The organism is Candidatus Protochlamydia sp. W-9, from assembly GCF_001950615.1.
Lineage (GTDB): Bacteria > Chlamydiota > Chlamydiia > Chlamydiales > Parachlamydiaceae > Protochlamydia > Protochlamydia amoebophila.
In genome coordinates this window covers 34,872-53,315 of sequence record NZ_BCPZ01000331.1, presented here as the reverse complement: position 1 = coordinate 53,315, position 18,444 = coordinate 34,872, and the positions used below count along the sequence as shown (strand labels likewise).

The window sequence follows — 18,444 nt, the reverse complement described above, 5'->3', positions numbered from 1 at the left end:
ATTAAAAATTAATTTAAATAAATTGACATTTAATTATTTATTTAAATTTAAATAATATTAACATAGAAATAAATATATAAAATATATTTATTTTAATGAATTTGTAAGATTAGAAAATTTGTTAATAAAATTTCTTGATTATATCTTTATTGATAATGAGAATTTACAAAAAAATATTAAGAATAGTAATTTTTTTCGAGCACATCAACTTTATGTCTGTGGTTTTTCAGAAAAATTCAAAACCAACTTCATGTTATGTAGTACAAATTGAAAAACTTATTCATAACTATAAATTAGTAAAATTAAAAGTTTAATCTATACATCACGATTGGATTTAATTAACATCAGCCTTTTGAGAAACATAGGTATAAAGTGATTGGTTATCAGTAGCGTTTTCTATGGATTCATCAATCAATTTTAAAAAACTATTAATCCTATCCATTTGAGGGGAAGGGCGTACTGAGGCCATTAACCTTTCACTCTTGTCTATGGCATCGCAAACTTTTTTCGCTGTAATACTTTCCACTGCTCGCGCCGGTTGATAACCAATTGTTTTATCATGAAAAGAGATTGCAGATAAAATGCGATCGCTCTGTAAAGCCTCCAAAACAAGTTGTAAGTGATTAAGTGACATGCCTAATTCATGGGATAAAGCTCGATCAGTTAAAGGCATTTCATTTTTTACAAAAGCTTCAACACATCGATAAGTAATGAGTAAAGCAATAGCTTTATTAGAAAGGGGAGTGAGACGCCTTGCAGGAAGAAATAAATCATTTTCAATTTCAAAGGCCATTTCAGCGCCAGCTAGCAAAATATTCCAGCTAAATTGGAGCCAAATTAAAAATAGGGGTAAAGCTGCAAAGCTTCCGTAAATAGCTCCGTAGCTAGCAACTCCAATTTGAAATTTAATGTAAATCCATTGCCAAATTTGAAAAGCTGTTCCTGCGACAATACCTGCAATCAAAGCGGATCTTAAATAAACTTTTGTATTAGGCATGAATAAATAGACAAAAGTAAAGAGGAGCCAGCCCAAAAAATAGGGGAAAAGCTTTAAAAGATAAAAAAGAAACGGACTAAGTGCTTCTACAATAATATTATTATGTGCTGTTTGAGTGATTTGTGTATTGATAAAAACATTTATACTACTTGAAGTGACGAGAAAAAGAGGAGCCACAAGCATGGCTGCTAAGTAGTCACTAATTTTTCGGCTATAGGGACGTGTGTGCCTGGTTTTCCAAATGGCGTTCAGGGCCATTTCAATATTATTCAAAAGCCCAAAAACTGTCCAAAGTAAGGTTAAAGTTCCAATTCCTGCTATGACACCACCTTGAACAGTTTTTAACCATGTATAAGCAAATTCGATCACTTTTTCGACAAGTTCTTTTTGTTCAAGAAATTGTTGGTTAAGCTCTGATTCTAAAGCTTTTTCAAATCCAAATCCTTTAGCAATTCCAAATAAAACCGCCAAAACAGGAACAACTGATAATAAAGTATAAAATGTCAAAGCAGAAGCTTTAGCATAACAATCATCATCAATAAATCCCTTACAGGTATTAACTAAAACGCGAAAACACCTTTTAAAAAAGGAAGGAGAAACAAATTTTTCAGGAGAAGGTCTTGAATGTATGTGCTGTTGACTATCAGTCATAAATTTTTTAATATTAAAATTAGGATTCTAACATTACATGCAATAAGGACTTTGTCAATAAACTTTTCGAAGATTCCCTTAATAATAAGCGAATAGAAATAAACTTCTATTCGCTTAATAAACAGCTTATATGGAAAAAGATGCTTTAAGTCGTTTAAATTGCTTAGGGTAGTCGAGTAATACATCAATTAAAATATCATGTGACACTATGTAGGAATGAGATGGACAAAATAAGGAAGCGATAATCATTCCTCCTGTTAGCATTGCATTAGCCGTATTGCGCTGGACGTCAGGATTATGAACGTCTTTTTTTAATTTCTCTTCCTCTTCTGGCAACCAAATTTGTTGCAGCGTTCCATAAAGCATAGAAAGAAGATCTATGACAAAGGCACGCTTTGTCAAATCTGAAATCTCTATCACTTTATTAATGAACGCATCTTTAGATATTGCATCTCTAAGGTCACTAAAAAAGGCTGTAAGGTGTTTAAATTGAGTGTCATCATCATTTGGTCCTGATATTCGCATCAAAATTCTTTTAAGAATGGCATAAGATTCAAAAATAGTAAAAGAGGATGGATCAATATTTTGATAAAAAAATTCATCTAATTTATCTAGGGTGTTAGATGGATTATTTTGCCGCATTAGACGTTGGCTTGGGCCCTCAGATCTTCCTTCTGGAATACCTTGCAAAGGGTAAAGTCTAGACAGCATTGAGGAGATTAAACGATGTAATTGAAAGTTAAGAGTATCGCTACTTGCAAATTTTTGAATTGTTTTATCAATCATACGATTTTCTAAATCTTGACATAAATTTGGAATAATTAATCTAGAATCATCCATGTGATTTTTGATAATATTTAAATTTTCATACAAGTTCTTAAGTTGATCATAAGAGCATTGATCCAATACAGATTTGCTAAAATTACTAGATTGAATTAATTCAAGGAATTTTCCTTTTATAACTGTTATATCAGTTGGTTTTTCCAAATGTTTAAATTCTAAAACTCGTTTCGAAATTTTTCCATAATCCTTCGTTTGAATAGCGGTAGATTTAACTTTTAACTGAAAGCGTTGTGTAGGATCAATTTTTAATGATGTTAGCCAACGCAATGACCAGTTGATAGAATTTTGAATTTCTATAATTTTATCTTCTTCGGTTTTTAATACGGTCTTTAATTCAGTTCCCTTTTCTGGGCTTGAAGGGGGTCTTTTTGTTTTAGATTTTATTTTATCTTTTTGAGGGGTAGAAAAAATAGGAGTTTCAATAAGCGTCTTGGTAGCAGTGCTAGCAGAAGATAAGTTTGAATTCCAAAAAAAGGTTGGCAAATCAAAAAAATCTGAACTTATAGGCTTAAAATTGACAGGTAAAGTCGTGGAAGGGGGAGAATCAGTCACTCGAGAAGAATCTTCCGTTACCTGTTTAGAAGTTTGGTCACTAGATAGAATCGTCGTGATCGGTCTAACTTTTTTTATAGCAGGCGCTTCTGTAGCTTGATGCAAAAGAAATTTTGGGCTCAAATTAGCATTTGGCAAACATGTCTCCGTTACAGTAGCAGGTTCCTTCAGTACCTCTGGAGTTGAAGGGATAGATTTTGTTTCTGTTTGGAGATTATCAACTACATTTTCGACTCTCATACCTTCTTTTTCAGCTATCAAAGAAGATGTTTCTTCAAGATAATTTCGAGGAGTTGTTGGAGAAACCAGCTGGTCGTCAGCTAAATTAAAAGAGCTCTGATAAAAATCAGTAGGTTGGGTAACTTTTGCTTTCAAATCTACATATGTACTTGTTTCTAATACAGTTACTTGTTGATGTAGAGTTGTTACAGATGTAATATTGGGTAATTCAACACTTTTTGACTTAGGTTGATTTGCTTGAGCAGCCGTTGCAGTAGGTAAAACCTGCGGTATTTTTATTGAAATAGCATTTATTGAATGAGGAGTAGAATTTTTAGCTGACAATCCCTCTGTGGTTGGATTAACTGTTGGCATCGTAAGTTTTTGCATATCAGTAGAATCAGGTGAGAGAACAGCGATTGAACCTTGCTTTATTGAGTTACGTAGAATTTGTTTTTCAGATCTTGTGGGCGTAATAGAAGATGAAGATGAAGATCTAGGAATACATATTGGTGAAGAAAGTGAAGCTGAATTGCTTGACGGTACAATTCGATTATCAGAGATTAATCCAGTATAAACGTGATATTGATAACATGCTTTGGGATTTCTTTGCATATAATAAGGGCCGAATAAAATATTAAAAGCCAACAATCCTGCTTTCCCTAAAAGACGATAAAAAGGTTCCGGATTTCTTTTAAATTCTTCATTTCGTATTGATTTAAAAAGAATATTTCCTATTACACAAATACATCCAGCAGCTTCGAAAATGGGAATTGCAAGCATTTTTAAATTTGCTTTAGCTAAATTCCCAGTAGCAATATCGTTTTGAATTTGTTTCATTAACCTTTCTAAAGGAATTAATCCATGAATTTTCATTTTTGGCCCCTTGTATAATAAATAAAATAAAAAATTATAAAAACTTTTTTTTAAAGTCAATGTAAAGATTATTAATAAGGATAATTTAATTGTTGTTAATATTAAATATAAAATTCTTTAGAATAATTACCAACGTCTGATAATATATGTTATGTTTCTTTTATAGGGAATTAATTTATTTGATCTCCAGATGCATTAAAAAAAATAAAAGTCTATGATTAGAAAATAAATTTAAATTAACGAAATAGACCTCGAAAGGAGTTTTTTTATGGCTACAGCACTTTTAATTTTACTGGGAATCGTCATTGTAGTTTTTTTATGGGGTATGGGAGTTTACAATACTCTCGTTCGTTTACGTAATCAAGTCAACAATGCATGGGGCCAAATTGATGTTCAACTACAACGTCGCTATGATTTAATTCCCAATTTAGTGGAAGCTGTTAAAGGATATATGAGTTATGAAAAAAACACATTAGAAGCTGTAATTAGTGCGCGCAATCAAGCTCAAGCTGCACGTGGCCAAATTACCCAAAGTGGCGGTCCCACTGAGAGTTCTGCCAGCGCTGTTAAAAAATTAGTTACAGCTGATGCGGCGGTTAGAGGCGCTGTTACAAATATTATGGCTCTTGCAGAAAATTATCCGCAACTAAAAGCTAGTGAGAATATGCAACAGCTTCAAGAAGAATTAAGCTCAACAGAAAATAAAGTTGCCTTTGCTCGTCAAGCCTACAATGATAATGTCATGCTTTATAATACGGCTCAGCAAGAATTTCCCGCAGTATTATTTGTTACAATATTTGGGCATCATTCAGTGGAATTATTTCAAATTGATGATCAAAAAGCTAAACTAGCTCCAAAAATATCTTTTGATTAAGCAACTTATTTTAAGAAATAGAAGGATTCAGTGATGGCCATGAACTTTTGGGAAGCTCAACGTGAAGCAAAGACAAAAACAACTCTTTATTTAGTGATCTTTTTTATTCTTACTCTTATCTCAGCAACCCTTGCAGAAATATTGATGAGAGGCTTTGTACAAGATGGCTATCATACTGATTTTCCTTATGTAGGCTTAGGATTTTTAAGTGTTATTTTTTGTGTGGCCGGATTCAATTATATGAATTATTTGCAAAATGGAGGTAGTTACGTAGCAGAGTCTTTAGGTGCGAGACTTATCGACCAGAATACGCGCGATGGTAAAGAAAGGCAATTATTGAATATCGTGGAAGAAATTGCTTTGGCCACTTCTTTACCTATTCCTTCTGTGTACATTTTAGAAGCTCAAGAAATCAATGCTTTTGCGGCAGGAACTTCGTACGATAATGCAGCTATAACTGTCACACAAGGATGCTTATTAGCTTTGAATCGAGATGAATTGCAAGGAGTTTTAGCTCACGAATTTGGGCATATATACAATCGAGATATGCTGATTGGAATGCGTGTTGCGGCTATGATTATGGGATTCTTTATTGTCTCTTATATTGGACTTAGAATGTTACAAACCGTTCCTTATGCAAGAAGAGATGATAAGGAAGAACGTAAAAGTGGTAATCCTGTTGCAGCGATAGGTATGATTTTCACGTTAGTGGGAGCATTCATGTGGTTTTTTGGCTCTATTCTTCAAGCCATGGTGAGCCGCCAAAGGGAGTATTTAGCGGATGCAAGTTCTGTCCAATATACACGCAATCCTGTAGGAATTTCTAATGCTTTAAAGAAGATCCAAAACTATAAACTTTCTGATATGCCAAAAAGTGGGAAACCTTTTGCTCATTTATACTTTAATGAGCATACCTCTTTTTGGCAGCGCTTATTCGCGAGTCATCCTCCAATTGAAGATCGTATTGCAGCGATTGAAGGTCATAAATATGTGGATCTTAATCAAGAATAATGATGTTGCATTGCCCTCCCCTGCACTTAATTAAAAGTTTCAAAAAATTTTACTAAAGCACCTAAACTATCAAATGAAAAAATTAAAATGCTTAGACTTACATCCTCATTTAGGTATTTTGACTTTAATAAGCAAATAAATGAGATGATTACATGTCAAAAGAGCTGTTCAACTAAAATTTTTTTACTAAGCTTAAACTGTTTGTTCATAATTTGTTTACTTCCCTTTATTTTGTAAAAAATGGGAGCAAATTATTCTCATTATAAAATTCTGAAAAGTATTTTTTAAATTTTTTACTATCATTCATGGGTAACCACTATCGCCATTATCATGATTATGAAATTTTTCTGCTAAAACATAGAAAATTTTTTGATAATTTGAAATTTAATGATATAAACTGGAACTTAATTTTAAAGATTTTCAGGATTTTGAAATGGATAGCCCTAAAATTGACATTTTGCTAGCTACTTATCAAGGCTCTAGCTATATTGACGAGCAAATTAGTTCGATTATAGAGCAAACTTATCAAGATTTTCATTTGTGGATAAGAGATGACAATTCTTCCGATCAAACAGGGCAATTATTAAATCAATGGGCATTAGCCTATCCTCAAAAAATTACTTTGATTTTGAGCAATAAAAATTTAGGGATTACTCAAAATTTTTCATGCCTTTTAGATTATGCGCAGGCCCCTTACATTTGTTTTGCTGATCAAGACGACAAATGGCTTCCGCATAAATTAGAATGGAGTCTAAAAAAGATGCAAGAATTAGAAAAAAAGCACGGGCATGCGACTCCCCTACTTATTCATTCAGACTTAGTCGTTGCATCAAAAGATTTATCTATTATCCATCCCTCATTTTGGAAGTATACACGTTTGAATCCTCATTTGACGAGCCTGAATCGACTTTTAATTCAAAATAACGTGACAGGATGTACTTCGATGATAAATCGATCTTTAGTTGATCTCGCAAAACCCATTCCTGAAAATGTCGCAATGCATGATTGGTGGCTAGCTTTAGTAGCCTCTTGTTTTGGAGTAATCGGAAATATTGAGCAACCTACGTTACTGTACCGGCAGCATGTTTCAAACGATACTGGAGCTAAACAAAACAGTATTTTAAACTATTTTACTCAAAATTCTAAGGAAAAAAATAAAAAGGAAGATGCAGCACTTTTCTCCTATCATCACGCAGAAATGATGTTAGAGCGGTATAAACTATTACTGAACGAGAAGAATAGAAACATATTGCAGTCTTACGCAAAATTAAGGACATTACCGTATGGCAAGCAAAAACTTCAAACTCTAAAATATCAATTTTATAAACAAGGATTTCTGCGATTTTTGAAAACATTTCTTTGTCAATATTGATAATTTTATAAAGAAATAAAATTTAAATTTGCCTATAGGCGAGATTAACTAAAACATGGCCTATAGAATGAAATGTTATCGAAGATCTTTAACTTCATTTACAACCTGAGTAATTAAACCAATTTCATTTTTCATGGCAACACTTTCCAATATAGATTCAGAAGTGGCCCCTATTATTTTTTTAACTAAAGCTCCGTGTCGTTTATTAAAATCTTGATAATCTATAAGTTTTATTATATTTCTGGACATTTCATTGTTATGTTTAGCAATGTTGAAATTTAAAGTAGCTAATCTCCTACCAACTAAAACTGGGCAGTTGTAAGTACCATCTTTGAATTTTAATTGATTTAACGTTTCAATTTTAAGTTTTTCCAGCTCCCTATTTTTACTTGGTGTGACTGGTTTTTTAGTTGCTCCTGCTGGTGTTATACTTTTTGTTTTTGTAGGACTTCTTGTTGTGATTATAGCAGAGGTGGATTTTCTTAGTTTTGCAGCAGCTTCACGTTTACTATCATTTAAACTTTCCAGTTCTTGAAAATAAGATACAAGAGTTTCAATTTTATTTTCCTCTTCATCTGAGCTTTCCAGATAATCTTTCCACATGACATCTTTTTTCAATGTTTGTACCAATTCACAATCATCATATTTTTTTAATTTAAATGTCGCTATCTCTAAAACTTTAGAAATTTGCTCTGTCAATCTTCTTTGTACATGGGGATTAGTATCATTAAGTAGTAATAAATGGGGATTTAAAATATTTGCTGGATTTGGTTTAGTAAATTGGGGTCTTGCAGAATTTATTCTTGAAGGGGTTAATGGTGGTGTTGTTGAATGTGCAGGAAGGATAGAACGTTTTTTATTCATAGCCTCTTTAAGTGATTCTATGAATGAAACTTGAACAGATGGAGTTTTGTTAAGAGCGCGTCTATTAATGCTAATGCCATCAATGGGAGTTGACTTTGACAGATTATTTGCTATCGCTTTCAGAGTCGAAACAGATATCTGAGAAGAAGAAGAAGGAGGAGGAGGTGGTGGTGGCGGTGGTGCGGGTTGAATAAATGGAGTACTGCTCTGAGGTGTTGAAACAGTAGGTTGCGATTTCACAGAAGCTCTGAATGGCGTTGTTCCTGAACTGGAAGCTTGGGCTTGCGAATTTAATGCGGGCTTTTCAGTAACCAAATTAGGTGGAATATTGCTCTCTCTAAAACCAGGAGTTGAATCTAAAGGTAAGGGCCTTGCTCTTAAAGAGGGAGACTGTGCTTTTTTATCCCTATTTACGGTTGTTGTTTCAGGCCAATATTCCCTATACGAAGAGTGTCGAGATAGCCTTGAAAATGGCTGAGCTGATTTTTCATTTTTAGGGAGCCTTTGACTCATGAATTGATTGGCACGTTCAGGATTTAATAAACAAACAAATGGAAGCAAAATTCCAGTCACGAGACTTTCAACGACTCTTATCAAATGAATTAAAGCAGAGGATAATTCTAAATCTGTTGATGCGGCTTTATCCGGAAAAAATAAGTCAGCTGTAATATTATAGGGAGAAATGACTATTCCAGTTGCAAATTTACTTGTTGTCAAACAGGCGTGCGCGAAAGCATCTGCTAAAGATGTAAATGGGATGGCAACAAAACCAACAATTCGAGAACTAACAGAACCTAATACAAATGAATGGTTAACATTCGCCATTTGTTTTGTAAAATATGCTGTAAAACTAAAATTTTCTAAGTTTGATAGTGATGCGCTGGGTATCATTAAATTACCTTCTAAGAAATTTTCATCATTTCTGTATAAAACAGGTGATATGATGATTTAGATCAATTTTACAATTATTATTTATAAAACTAAAGTGTAATCATAAATCACACCTTATAATTTATCTAGAAAAAATTCACATAAACAATGCTTTTAATCATATTTTTACAAAATCTTAAATTAAAAATAAAAAAACTTTTTTGTTTATATGCGAGTAAAATTTGTTAAAATATCAAATTTTTTATAATCTGGGATGAAAATTTAAAGGTTCAAAGCCATGTCAACAATTCTCATTTACACACCTAACGTTGTTCATTCAAAAATGGCAGGGCCTGCAATTCGTTGCTGGGAACTTGCGAAAGCTTTAAGTTCATCTCATCATGTTATTTTAGTTATTCCAAATCAAACAGAAATGAAAGGAGAAGGATTTCAAATTATTGCAAAACAAAGCTCTGAATTAAAGCAGTGGATTAAAAAGGCAGAAATATTAATTGCACAAAATTTAACTATATCCATGGCATGGCATGCTAAGAAAAACGGAATTAAAATTATTATCGATGCTTATGATCCCCTACCCCTAGAAATTTTAGAACTTTTTAAAAACGATAGGGTTGCCAAAAGAAAAGAAAGTTTAAACTCTTCTCTTAATCAACTTATTTTTAACTTTAAAATAACCGACGGAATTCTTTGTGCAAGCGAAAAACAAAGGGATTTGTGGATAGGATTTTTACTAAGCCAAAAATTAATTACACTTTCTCGCTATGATCAAGATAAAAGCTTAAGGCAATTTATTGATGTCGTCCCTTTTGGCCTTCCAAACAAAATAGCTAAAAAGGATGGACCAGGGCTTAAAGAAAAATATTCCCTTAATTCTAAAGATAAAATTCTTTTATGGGGAGGAGGAATTTGGAATTGGTTTGACCCATTAACCCTTATCAAAGCTGTCAAAAAACTTAGCATGACAAGATCGGATATTAAGCTTGTTTTCCTGGGAATTAAGAATCCGGATCCTTCAGTTCCTGAAATGGAGATGGCTTCAAAAGCTATTAAACTTGCTGAAGAATTAAATATTTTAGATCGCCATGTATTTTTTAACCATGACTGGATTCCTTATAACGAAAGACATAATAGTTTTTTGGACGCCACAATTGGTGTTTCTACTCACTTTGATCATTTAGAAACCCGATATTCTTTTCGAACAAGAATGTTAGATTATATTTGGACTGGACTTCCCATTTTAGCGACCGAAGGTGACTCTTTTGCGGAATTGATTGAACAAAATAAACTGGGAATTACGATTTCTTATAACGATGAAGAATCTTTAATAAATGCCATTACCTTAATGGTGGATCACCCAGATTTAATCACCGAATTTCAAAATCAATTAACATCTATTCGCCCTTTGTTTCATTGGAACAAAATTATTGAACCGATCAACCATATGATAGCGAATTTTGATAAGACGCCTAATTCATCCCTGAATTTTGAAGTGATCAAAATATTAACAACTTTTGTTATTCATCAAGTTTATGAAAAAGGCTTTAAAAATACAGCCAAAATTATTTTAAGGAAAATGTTCAATAAATGGAGATAGAAAAGAATGAATAATTAAATTTTTGATTGTTTCTGCAGCGAATAATTTTCAAAAAATTGCTTATCAAGCCAGCTAGACATTTCCACATCTTCAATATTTTCAAATTTACGTGAAGCACTTTCATGATGGATTCCTTTTGCATAAGGAGTATATAAACAATAAAAACCTTTAGATTTAACTTTAGTTGCTAAATTAGTATCGCTGTAAGCAATCGGGTACCATATTTCATCAAATCCTCCGACTTCTACAAATAAAGTTTTTTTCATTAGTGAGCAAGCTGCGGTGACAGCATCCACTAAACGAATGATTTTTGTCATTTTTTGATTCGTTTTTGGAGCAAGTTTTTCTAAGCTAATCCACATTAATTGATTAGCTGGTGCATCGCGTTTAATGTCAATTCCTCCATGCTGTAATAACCCATTAGGATAATGCAGTTGGCATCCCACCATTCCAATCATAGGTTGAACAATCCATCGACACATTTCCTCTAAAGCATCTTCCTCAAGTTCTACGTCATTATTAAGAAAAAGAAGATAATCACAATTCTTGGCATAAATAGTTCTTTCAACAGCAATATTATTTAATCTCGAATAGTTGAAAGGTTCTTTAACAATAATTACTTCACTACCCAATTTTCTAATTTCTGAAGCAATTGTTTCATCTTGACTGTCGTTATCAATAGCTGTCACAAAAACTTGAACATTTTTTTGTTTCAAAATACTATGGATCGTTTTTAAAGTCAGAATTTTTTGATTTTTAAAAGGGATGATTACTTGAACTTTTGGAACGGCGTTTAAAGCTGGAATAGCTCGGTAGGTTTGGGAAATTAATCCTTTACCCCATGACCATGTTAATTTTTTTGCTAAGCTATATTTTTCTAATTGTTTGACAAATAAAAGAGATGCTTCTTTTTGTTGAAAGTGGGGATTTATACAACGTTTCGCATATAAATAAAAAGGTAGGTGGTAGAATTTTGCCCCAGCTAAATCTAATCTTAAAGCCAAATCCCAATATAATTCTTCTTTATTAATTTCTTCCATTCCTCCAGCTCTATTCCATAATTGACGTGGAATTAAGACACTTCTCCCTAAAGCTTGATGAAAAAGATAAGGGAAAACTAATTCGTTTGGTTTAGAAAAGAGCCCTCCTGGAATGGGATCATCGTTTTCGGTGATTTCATATTCATCTGTATAAATACACCCATTCTCCTTTTCTTTTATGAGTCTTAAAAATTGTTCGCACCGGAAGAAAAAATCTGGTCGAATCCAATCTTCAGGATCTAAAATAAAAAGGAAATCTCCTTCAGCAAATTGTGCTAGAGAGTTTAAAATCTGCGTGAGAGAATGATCAGAAAATGAAAATGTTTTAATTAATTGAGGATATTCATTTTGATATTCTTTAATTAGCGTCTCAATTTCTTTAGTTTGTTGCTCCTTGTTATAACCAACCAAAATTTCGAAGTTAGGCGCTGTTTGTTGTAGAGCAGAAAAAAGTGCTTTGCAAAAACAATTTCTTCTTAGCGAATCTGAAACAGGAATTAAAATTGAATAAGAAAATGAAGGTTCAGAGGAAGACATTAAAGTATGCAGACCTATAGTCAATTGGCGAAGCTTTTTTATTCGAGGGCCCTGTAAATCTCCTAAATCACGACACTCTTTATTTAAAGCTGCTCCTAATGATTGAAGGTGACGGAAGCTGTGTCTTGCAAAACTTACCCAATGGACTTTGAGCAGATTTGATCGATATCCTTGTCTTAAGTAATTGAAAAGAGGATAAATACAGTCTTTTAACAAAATAAAAATGCGCTTGGAATGATGAAATATTTTCATGATGGTTCTTTGTAATATGGAATATTGGAAAATAACATAAAGCTATTTAATGCAGAAAGTTTAGATTTGCCTTAATCAATTGTTTAATTGAAAAGCTAAGTAAGCTAACAAGATTCTATAGGCTATTCCCATAATCTATCCATTTAAAAGAAAGAAATTTTTATCAATCAAAAACAACTTCAAAATTAGTATGAGTATTTTAGAAGTTCAAATTTTTTTTAAAAATTAGGCAAATAAGGATTTTCGAATTTTCAATAAAACCTCATTCATGCAAGCGAAATTTTTGAAAAATTCGAAAACCTTACTACTTCCAAAATCATCTACTTAATTATTAAGTGCTATTTAATAAAGGTGCGTTTGACAATTACTTATTTTCAAGAAGGTATTTTTCAATTAAATAATCAATTGAAAAGCGACCTGGACCAAAAGCAAAAATAAATAAAGAGATGAGAAGAAAGTTGAAAGGACTTTCAGCTACAAATTCAGTTGGATTTCTAAAGATAGATTTTAACGATTCCTGATGTGCAGTTGCATAAGCTATTAACATAGTGATGATTAAAGGAATTGCAGCAACTCGAGAAGCAAATCCTAAGATTAAACAAATCCCTCCAAAAAATTCCGTGCAAGCGGCCAAATAAGCAAAAAAATAAGGAGCTGGGAAATCAAATTGGGTTAATAAACTGACAAAGGGATCCATATGAGTTAATTTTCCCCATCCTGCTAACAAAAATAACGTTCCCCAATATAGCCGACAAAGCATTAGAATCGGAGATTTTAAATTCGTTGCAAAGGTGATAAGCTTTTGGTAGGCTTTAGCTCGTTCTTTAAACATATATATCCACCGAGTTAAGATCTTTGAAATTGAGGTCTCTTTTGCTTAATAATATACGCAGCAATGTCAATTGCTTCGTCTTCTGGTAAAGAAGCATCTTGATAAGGCATGTTCCAATATATAAATGAAGAAAGCATGTCTAATCGCGTCATTCCAGCTCCATCATTAAATGACTGAGGACCCCATAAAGGGGGAATGCTTTTTCCTTCTAATGCCGTTAATGTAGCTCCCCCCTCTCCATTTTCTTTATGACAAGATGCACAATAAGAAATATATAATTTTTCCCCTTTCTGAGAATTTCCTTTATATTCACTTTTTAAGAATTTTAGGCCTAGCCAGGGAATATCCTTAATATGTTCAACTTCTTTCGAAATCCATTGTAAATAAGTGACTATATCTTTCATCTGTTGAGAATTTTTAGGAAGAGAAACTCCGTTCATACTCCTTTGAAAACAGTTGTCAATACGCTCTTCGATGCTAATTTCTCTATTGTCCCGTTTAGAAAAACGGGGATAGCTGGTTGTGACTCCGATCAATGCAATTCCGCCATTTTTTCCTCCTAAAGTGTCTCCCCCTAAAAAATGACAGTTTGTACAAGAAAGTTGATTTTTCACATACTCAGGCGCATAGTGTGGTGTATTCATGATGAGTCGATATCCTCTCATGACACTATCTCGAATATCTAAAGGGGCTTGTTCGGGATCTTGCAAATCTACACTATAAATTGTATGAGCTTGAGTCAAAGCAAGTCCATGTTTAAATGAGCAGCGATCATAACATTCAATCTCACGAGCTTTATGCTTAATAGCCCAGAAAAGGCCAATTCCTAAAAGAATTGCTAAGATGAAAGAGATAGATTTAATCATGTTAATATGCAATGTATGGTTAATGTAGGTAAGTAAAATAGTTGATAACTTTTTTACCCATAAAATTTTTAAGTATCAAAAGTTTTGACAATATTTTTGTTTAAACCCATGTTGATTGAATTATTAAATCTTTTTTATAGAAAATGGCAAGAAAGATTCATCATTTTTTTAATGAGCAGTATAATTGCTTTTTTTTAAATTTTTTTTTGCACTTTAAATAACAAAGCTTTAGAAAAATTGAAATTCAATTTACGGATAAAGGAATATAAGTATGTCTGCGAGTTTAACCATCCGTCGATTTGGCTACATCGCCTCCCTCTTAATTTTTATTTTAGGTGCAACCTTATTTTATAATGAATCTCATACTTTTTGGAATAGCTTATCGGCTGCTTTTTTAAGCTCTCTTTTAGTTTTGATTTCTTTTATTATGATTAGCTGGCTAGTTCAAGTTTTTACAAAATAGATTTGCGAAATTCACTTTATTTTGTAAAGATAGTCTTACTTAAATCAATTCCCCTAATTTTTATAGGATGATAAACAGCCAAAAAAGTTTAAATGTGCGATTGAATCCGCACGAGGGCCTTTAGCGAAACATTTTAAAGTGAGTTTTTACTGTGAAACTTTTGTATAAAACGTTGATTTTTCTATTAGGTATAGTTAGCTTTCCGCTTGTTGTGATTGCTCTCCCTCAACTAGAAAAAAAAATAACGTTGGATTATTTAGCGAGTCAAATTTCTCAAGAACAATATCCAGCTTTAGCACTTTTTAAAATCTGGGATTCCTCTATAGAGATTGCCGATCAATCTAAAGAGTTATCTTGCACTCCTCTAGACTTATTAAATTCTGTGAAAATTTGTTCACAAGAACAATTTGCTTATCAATTTATTAAACTTTGTCATCAACTTGGCATTCGCACACGATTAAGTAGTAAACAGAATGCTTTTGCCTTTGATTTTGGCTATGACGACGAATGGATCTTCATTGATTTAGAAAAAAAACAAGTTTATCTAACTTTAGACAATCAAACACTCGCCTCTTCCGAAGATTTAATGGACGATCCATTTTTAGCTTTAAGGAGTAAAGATTCAATTTATGATACTGATGTTGACTTTGAAAAAAGTATTATAAAGCTAGCTCAATTCTCGATTACTGAACCTTTTTTGGTCGAGCAAGAAAGTGGCTTATATGGACAAATATTTGATACAGAGAGCGGATTTAATCCATTTAATATTGATGAAGTTGATTTAAAAGACCCTGTACCTGGGGATATACAAGTTGGGAATCAATCCCAAGTGTTTGATTTTACTTCTCCTTGTTTTTACTTAATGAATCTAGGTGAAGTGCCTGCAGGAAAAATTTGGTGGCAAATTTCCCCTAACCCTACTTTTAATTTTATTCCCTCCAATTTTGAACAAATTGAACCTTTTAAAACAGAAGTCATTTTATCTCCGACAACTGAAACATTTTTTAATGCGGGAAGCATTTATTATTTCCGAATTAAAGGCTTCTCTGATGGTAAATGGGGTGCTTGGTCCAGAATTTTTGCCTTTACCGTTGAAAAACCAGATCCAGTTGCATTAGTAGAATTTGAAAAAAAGGGTCAGCTTTTTGAGCTAAGTTGGGAAAGAGAATCTATTGATGATCCGACTATTGAATATTTAGTTTTCGGATCAAACTCTCTAGATTTTATTCCTACTCTTTATACAAATTTGCAAATTAATGCAATGGAAGACGGGAAAATCACAGATATAGAAATTAATAACAATTTAGTTGCAATTATTAAAGAAACTAAAATTTTGGTAGATGGATCTTTAGCATACTACCGTATTATTGCAAGGAAAAATGGACAATACTCAGTCCCTTCTTCCCTTATCCATGTTTATGATGAGGAACTTATTCAACCACGTAATGTTTTGCAAGTTGTTGAACAAGAAGAGGGTAAACACATTATTAAAAGAATGTTATTACCCCTTTCTTATCCATATTTTCAAAGTTTTTTACCTCAAATTTCTAATTCTTACGATACTTTTGACAATAGCCTAATTAAACTCTATAAAATTTATCATCGAACACCAGTTTTACCTTTAATAGAAATCAAAGCTTATCAAAAATCTTCTTATGTACCAGATCAAATTTGGGAACACGTGCGACCCTATTTATTGCCAGAAAATCATCCGGTTAAGCCTAAATTAGATCGTATGTTTTCGGCAACTCGCGTGATTTTAACACCAGAAACTTTTAAAAAGGCTGGTTTTAAACGCTATCAACAAGGACGTGCTAGCCGCATCATGGCATCTCCCCACCCTGATTTACCTCACCACTTTATCAAAGCATTTCCAGATAGCGATCTTGTTGTACGGGCAGAGTGGCATAAATTTGTTCATCGCATTGAAGGGGCAAAAGTGATAAGAAACTGGATTACTAATAATAACTTACAAGCCACTTTCAGTGTTCCTAAGAAGTGGATTTATCCTTTACCAGAATATCCCTCTCCTCCTAATTCATCTAGATACATGCGAAAAAATTTTATTTTAGTCGCAGAAAATATGCGTATTTTGAGTCATGAAAAAAATGAAAAGGCCTATAAACATCGTATGACTCGCAAATTATTAGACCAAATTTATCAAGTTTTTGACGATTTAGGGCTGTATGATTCTGTTTATGCTTTTAATGTCCCTTTTTGCAAAAATGGAAAGCTAGCTTTTATTGATACTGAACATCATCATAGATGGCCAGTTCCTTTTCAAAAGCTTAAAAAATACTTTTCAAATGATATGCAAAATTATTGGCAGCAACTTATTGATAAAGGTGGGCCAAAAGGGCATATTAGAAATCCTAATTATTAGGAAATTTCTTTTTTTGGAGTCGATACTTAACACAGTATCGACTCTATATTTTAGAAGATTCATTTATGTAGATTTTTTATTCTGTTTTTCAAACACTCTTACAAGTCAATGATTTTTTATCAAATGAAGCCAATTTCTAAAAAACAATTAAAAAATTCTTTAAATTACTCTTAGAACTTGGATTAATCGATTCCATTCGTTCACGTCTAGGGGCATTCGGAATGTCTTGCTGCAAACCACTGTTTAAATTTATCACTCAGCCATAGTAAGCAAGGAAAAAGAATAAGCCATACACCTCCAAGAATCATCAAAGTTAAAGGTAGCGGCTTAAGTAAGCTGATACTTCCGAGCCGGATAGCCGAAAAATAACTAAGAGGGCCACCAAAAGCACCTAAAACTGCTGCCAATACCCATCTTTGATTAAGCCAAGAAAAAAGAGGAAGGTTAACAGCTACCAGAGCCCAAAGTAAGAAAATCCACACGGGAGGAAGCCAAATGATTGAATGAAAAGAATGATGATAATTGATTAAACCAAATTGAGCATATAAGGCATCTGACAAAGGCCCTAAGAGACAGATAAAACAAACCAACAAAAAATCTGCTTTTCGAGAATTCGATCGAAAAATCTGATAAATAATGATAAATAAAACAAACCAAAATCCATAATAATGTGTGCGGTTATGTGCGGCATCATTTAAACACCAACACCATCCCCCATAAAATAGAGCGGTGCTAATCGCGCGGTCTAAAAAAGGAAGCAACACGTTGTGATCCAAATTTAAAAATTTTTGATATCAATTGATACAATAAAATCCCTACAACAATTCCGATTGCCGTATAGCCCAAGCCTTCCAATGTCAAATTAATACCTGCTTGATAAGAATAAAAGGTTTCTTGAGCAATAGGGTAATTCATTTCTTTTAAGAAAACAAATGGGCGTTCAAAATAAGAGCTTTGAACCAAACTTCTTAAACTATCATTGAGGTTTTGCCAACGAGTGACTAATGCCTGCATGAACTCCCCTTGTTTGACGAAATCTAAATCACTACTATGAACAAATTTTTGAATATATTGTTCTAAAGATTTATTAGAGGCAGAAGCTAATTGGCTTAATTGATCAATTATATATTTCAACTCATCAACATGACCCGCTAACCGTTGCACGTATTGTTGCAAAAATTCAGGGATTTGACTTCCTAAAAATGCCCCTAAAACAACAAAAAAACGATCCAAAAACTTATCCAAAATTTGCCAAAATTTCATCAAATTACCTAACTCATCTATCTCATCATGCCTAGTTCTTTTATTATTTTTCAACTCTGGCACA

At 32.9% G+C, this 18,444-nt stretch carries 14 protein-coding genes; 6 read left to right on the top strand and 8 right to left on the bottom strand.

The features are described 5' to 3' along the window. Positions 1–334: 334 nt before the first annotated feature. Both BU804_RS09295 and BU804_RS09290 read right to left on the bottom strand, forming a co-directional pair. Positions 335–1,648, bottom strand: coding sequence for a YihY/virulence factor BrkB family protein (locus BU804_RS09295; RefSeq protein ID WP_075883850.1), 1,314 nt, complete (start codon positions 1,646–1,648; stop codon positions 335–337). A gap of 126 nt (positions 1,649–1,774) precedes the next feature. Beyond that, a complete protein-coding gene (locus tag BU804_RS09290; RefSeq protein ID WP_075883849.1) occupies positions 1,775–4,138 on the bottom strand; it encodes a hypothetical protein in 2,364 nt (787 codons plus the stop codon). A 268-nt stretch (positions 4,139–4,406) separates the two neighbouring features. Between BU804_RS09290 and BU804_RS09285 the strand changes: the two genes are divergently transcribed. The 3 genes from BU804_RS09285 (at position 4,407) to BU804_RS09275 (ending at position 7,395) form a co-directional block, all read left to right on the top strand. Then, the gene (locus BU804_RS09285) at positions 4,407–5,012 is read left to right on the top strand and encodes a LemA family protein (RefSeq protein WP_011175450.1); all 606 of its coding nucleotides are present in this window, start codon (positions 4,407–4,409) and stop codon (positions 5,010–5,012) included. 33 nt (positions 5,013–5,045) lie between these two features. After that, positions 5,046–6,023 carry a M48 family metallopeptidase gene (locus BU804_RS09280; RefSeq protein WP_226996173.1) on the top strand — a complete coding sequence of 326 codons (978 nt, stop codon included), beginning with the start codon at positions 5,046–5,048 and terminating at the stop codon, positions 6,021–6,023. Positions 6,024–6,456: 433 nt separating this feature from the next. Continuing rightward, positions 6,457–7,395, top strand: coding sequence for a glycosyltransferase family 2 protein (locus BU804_RS09275; RefSeq protein WP_075883847.1), 939 nt, complete (start codon positions 6,457–6,459; stop codon positions 7,393–7,395). A gap of 75 nt (positions 7,396–7,470) precedes the next feature. Here BU804_RS09275 and BU804_RS09270 read toward each other — a convergent pair whose 3' ends face one another. Beyond that, complete coding sequence (locus BU804_RS09270) at positions 7,471–9,150, bottom strand: hypothetical protein (RefSeq protein WP_075883846.1); 1,680 nt, start codon at positions 9,148–9,150, stop codon at positions 7,471–7,473. Between the two features lie 277 nt (positions 9,151–9,427). On the opposite strand from BU804_RS09270, the gene BU804_RS09265 reads away from it, so the two are divergent. Continuing rightward, positions 9,428–10,744 carry a glycosyltransferase gene (locus BU804_RS09265; RefSeq protein ID WP_075883845.1) on the top strand — a complete coding sequence of 439 codons (1,317 nt, stop codon included), beginning with the start codon at positions 9,428–9,430 and terminating at the stop codon, positions 10,742–10,744. 14 nt (positions 10,745–10,758) lie between these two features. Here BU804_RS09265 and BU804_RS09260 read toward each other — a convergent pair whose 3' ends face one another. From BU804_RS09260 to BU804_RS09250, 3 genes are all read right to left on the bottom strand, one after another. Then, on the bottom strand, positions 10,759–12,573 hold the full coding sequence (locus BU804_RS09260) for a glycosyltransferase (protein WP_075883844.1): 1,815 nt from the start codon (positions 12,571–12,573) through the stop codon (positions 10,759–10,761). 364 nt (positions 12,574–12,937) lie between these two features. After that, complete coding sequence (locus BU804_RS09255; RefSeq protein ID WP_075883843.1) at positions 12,938–13,405, bottom strand: DoxX family protein; 468 nt, start codon at positions 13,403–13,405, stop codon at positions 12,938–12,940. 14 nt (positions 13,406–13,419) lie between these two features. Further along, on the bottom strand, positions 13,420–14,271 hold the full coding sequence (locus tag BU804_RS09250) for a c-type cytochrome (protein ID WP_075883842.1): 852 nt from the start codon (positions 14,269–14,271) through the stop codon (positions 13,420–13,422). A gap of 271 nt (positions 14,272–14,542) precedes the next feature. Here BU804_RS09250 and BU804_RS09245 point away from each other — a divergent pair, with 271 nt between their 5' ends. Both BU804_RS09245 and BU804_RS09240 read left to right on the top strand, forming a co-directional pair. Beyond that, positions 14,543–14,734 carry a hypothetical protein gene (locus BU804_RS09245; RefSeq protein ID WP_039358049.1) on the top strand — a complete coding sequence of 64 codons (192 nt, stop codon included), beginning with the start codon at positions 14,543–14,545 and terminating at the stop codon, positions 14,732–14,734. A 151-nt stretch (positions 14,735–14,885) separates the two neighbouring features. After that, complete coding sequence (locus BU804_RS09240; protein ID WP_075883841.1) at positions 14,886–17,117, top strand: hypothetical protein; 2,232 nt, start codon at positions 14,886–14,888, stop codon at positions 17,115–17,117. A 206-nt stretch (positions 17,118–17,323) separates the two neighbouring features. On the opposite strand, the gene BU804_RS09235 is transcribed toward BU804_RS09240, so the two are convergent. After that, on the bottom strand, positions 17,324–17,881 hold the full coding sequence (locus BU804_RS09235) for a DUF2878 domain-containing protein (RefSeq protein WP_075883840.1): 558 nt from the start codon (positions 17,879–17,881) through the stop codon (positions 17,324–17,326). Beyond that, positions 17,850–18,443, bottom strand: a complete 594-nt coding sequence (locus BU804_RS09230) for a DUF2937 family protein (protein WP_143298975.1) — start codon at positions 18,441–18,443, stop codon at positions 17,850–17,852. The genes BU804_RS09235 and BU804_RS09230 overlap by 32 nt, the downstream gene beginning before the upstream one ends. Position 18,444 lies beyond the last annotated feature (1 nt).

What these genes read in the sequence shown, in the direction of transcription:
- BU804_RS09255 (WP_075883843.1), bottom strand. Translation starts at nt 13,405, where the DNA reads ATGTTTAAAGAACGAGCTAAAGCCTACCAAAAGCTTATCACCTTTGCA.
- BU804_RS09250 (WP_075883842.1), bottom strand. Translation starts at nt 14,271, where the DNA reads ATGATTAAATCTATCTCTTTCATCTTAGCAATTCTTTTAGGAATTGGC.
- BU804_RS09280 (WP_226996173.1), top strand. Translation starts at nt 5,046, where the DNA reads ATGGCCATGAACTTTTGGGAAGCTCAACGTGAAGCAAAGACAAAAACA.
- BU804_RS09260 (WP_075883844.1), bottom strand. Translation starts at nt 12,573, where the DNA reads ATGAAAATATTTCATCATTCCAAGCGCATTTTTATTTTGTTAAAAGAC.
- BU804_RS09270 (WP_075883846.1), bottom strand. Translation starts at nt 9,150, where the DNA reads ATGATACCCAGCGCATCACTATCAAACTTAGAAAATTTTAGTTTTACA.
- BU804_RS09290 (WP_075883849.1), bottom strand. Translation starts at nt 4,138, where the DNA reads ATGAAAATTCATGGATTAATTCCTTTAGAAAGGTTAATGAAACAAATT.
- BU804_RS09265 (WP_075883845.1), top strand. Translation starts at nt 9,428, where the DNA reads ATGTCAACAATTCTCATTTACACACCTAACGTTGTTCATTCAAAAATG.
- BU804_RS09275 (WP_075883847.1), top strand. Translation starts at nt 6,457, where the DNA reads ATGGATAGCCCTAAAATTGACATTTTGCTAGCTACTTATCAAGGCTCT.
- BU804_RS09295 (WP_075883850.1), bottom strand. Translation starts at nt 1,648, where the DNA reads ATGACTGATAGTCAACAGCACATACATTCAAGACCTTCTCCTGAAAAA.
- BU804_RS09245 (WP_039358049.1), top strand. Translation starts at nt 14,543, where the DNA reads ATGTCTGCGAGTTTAACCATCCGTCGATTTGGCTACATCGCCTCCCTC.
- BU804_RS09285 (WP_011175450.1), top strand. Translation starts at nt 4,407, where the DNA reads ATGGCTACAGCACTTTTAATTTTACTGGGAATCGTCATTGTAGTTTTT.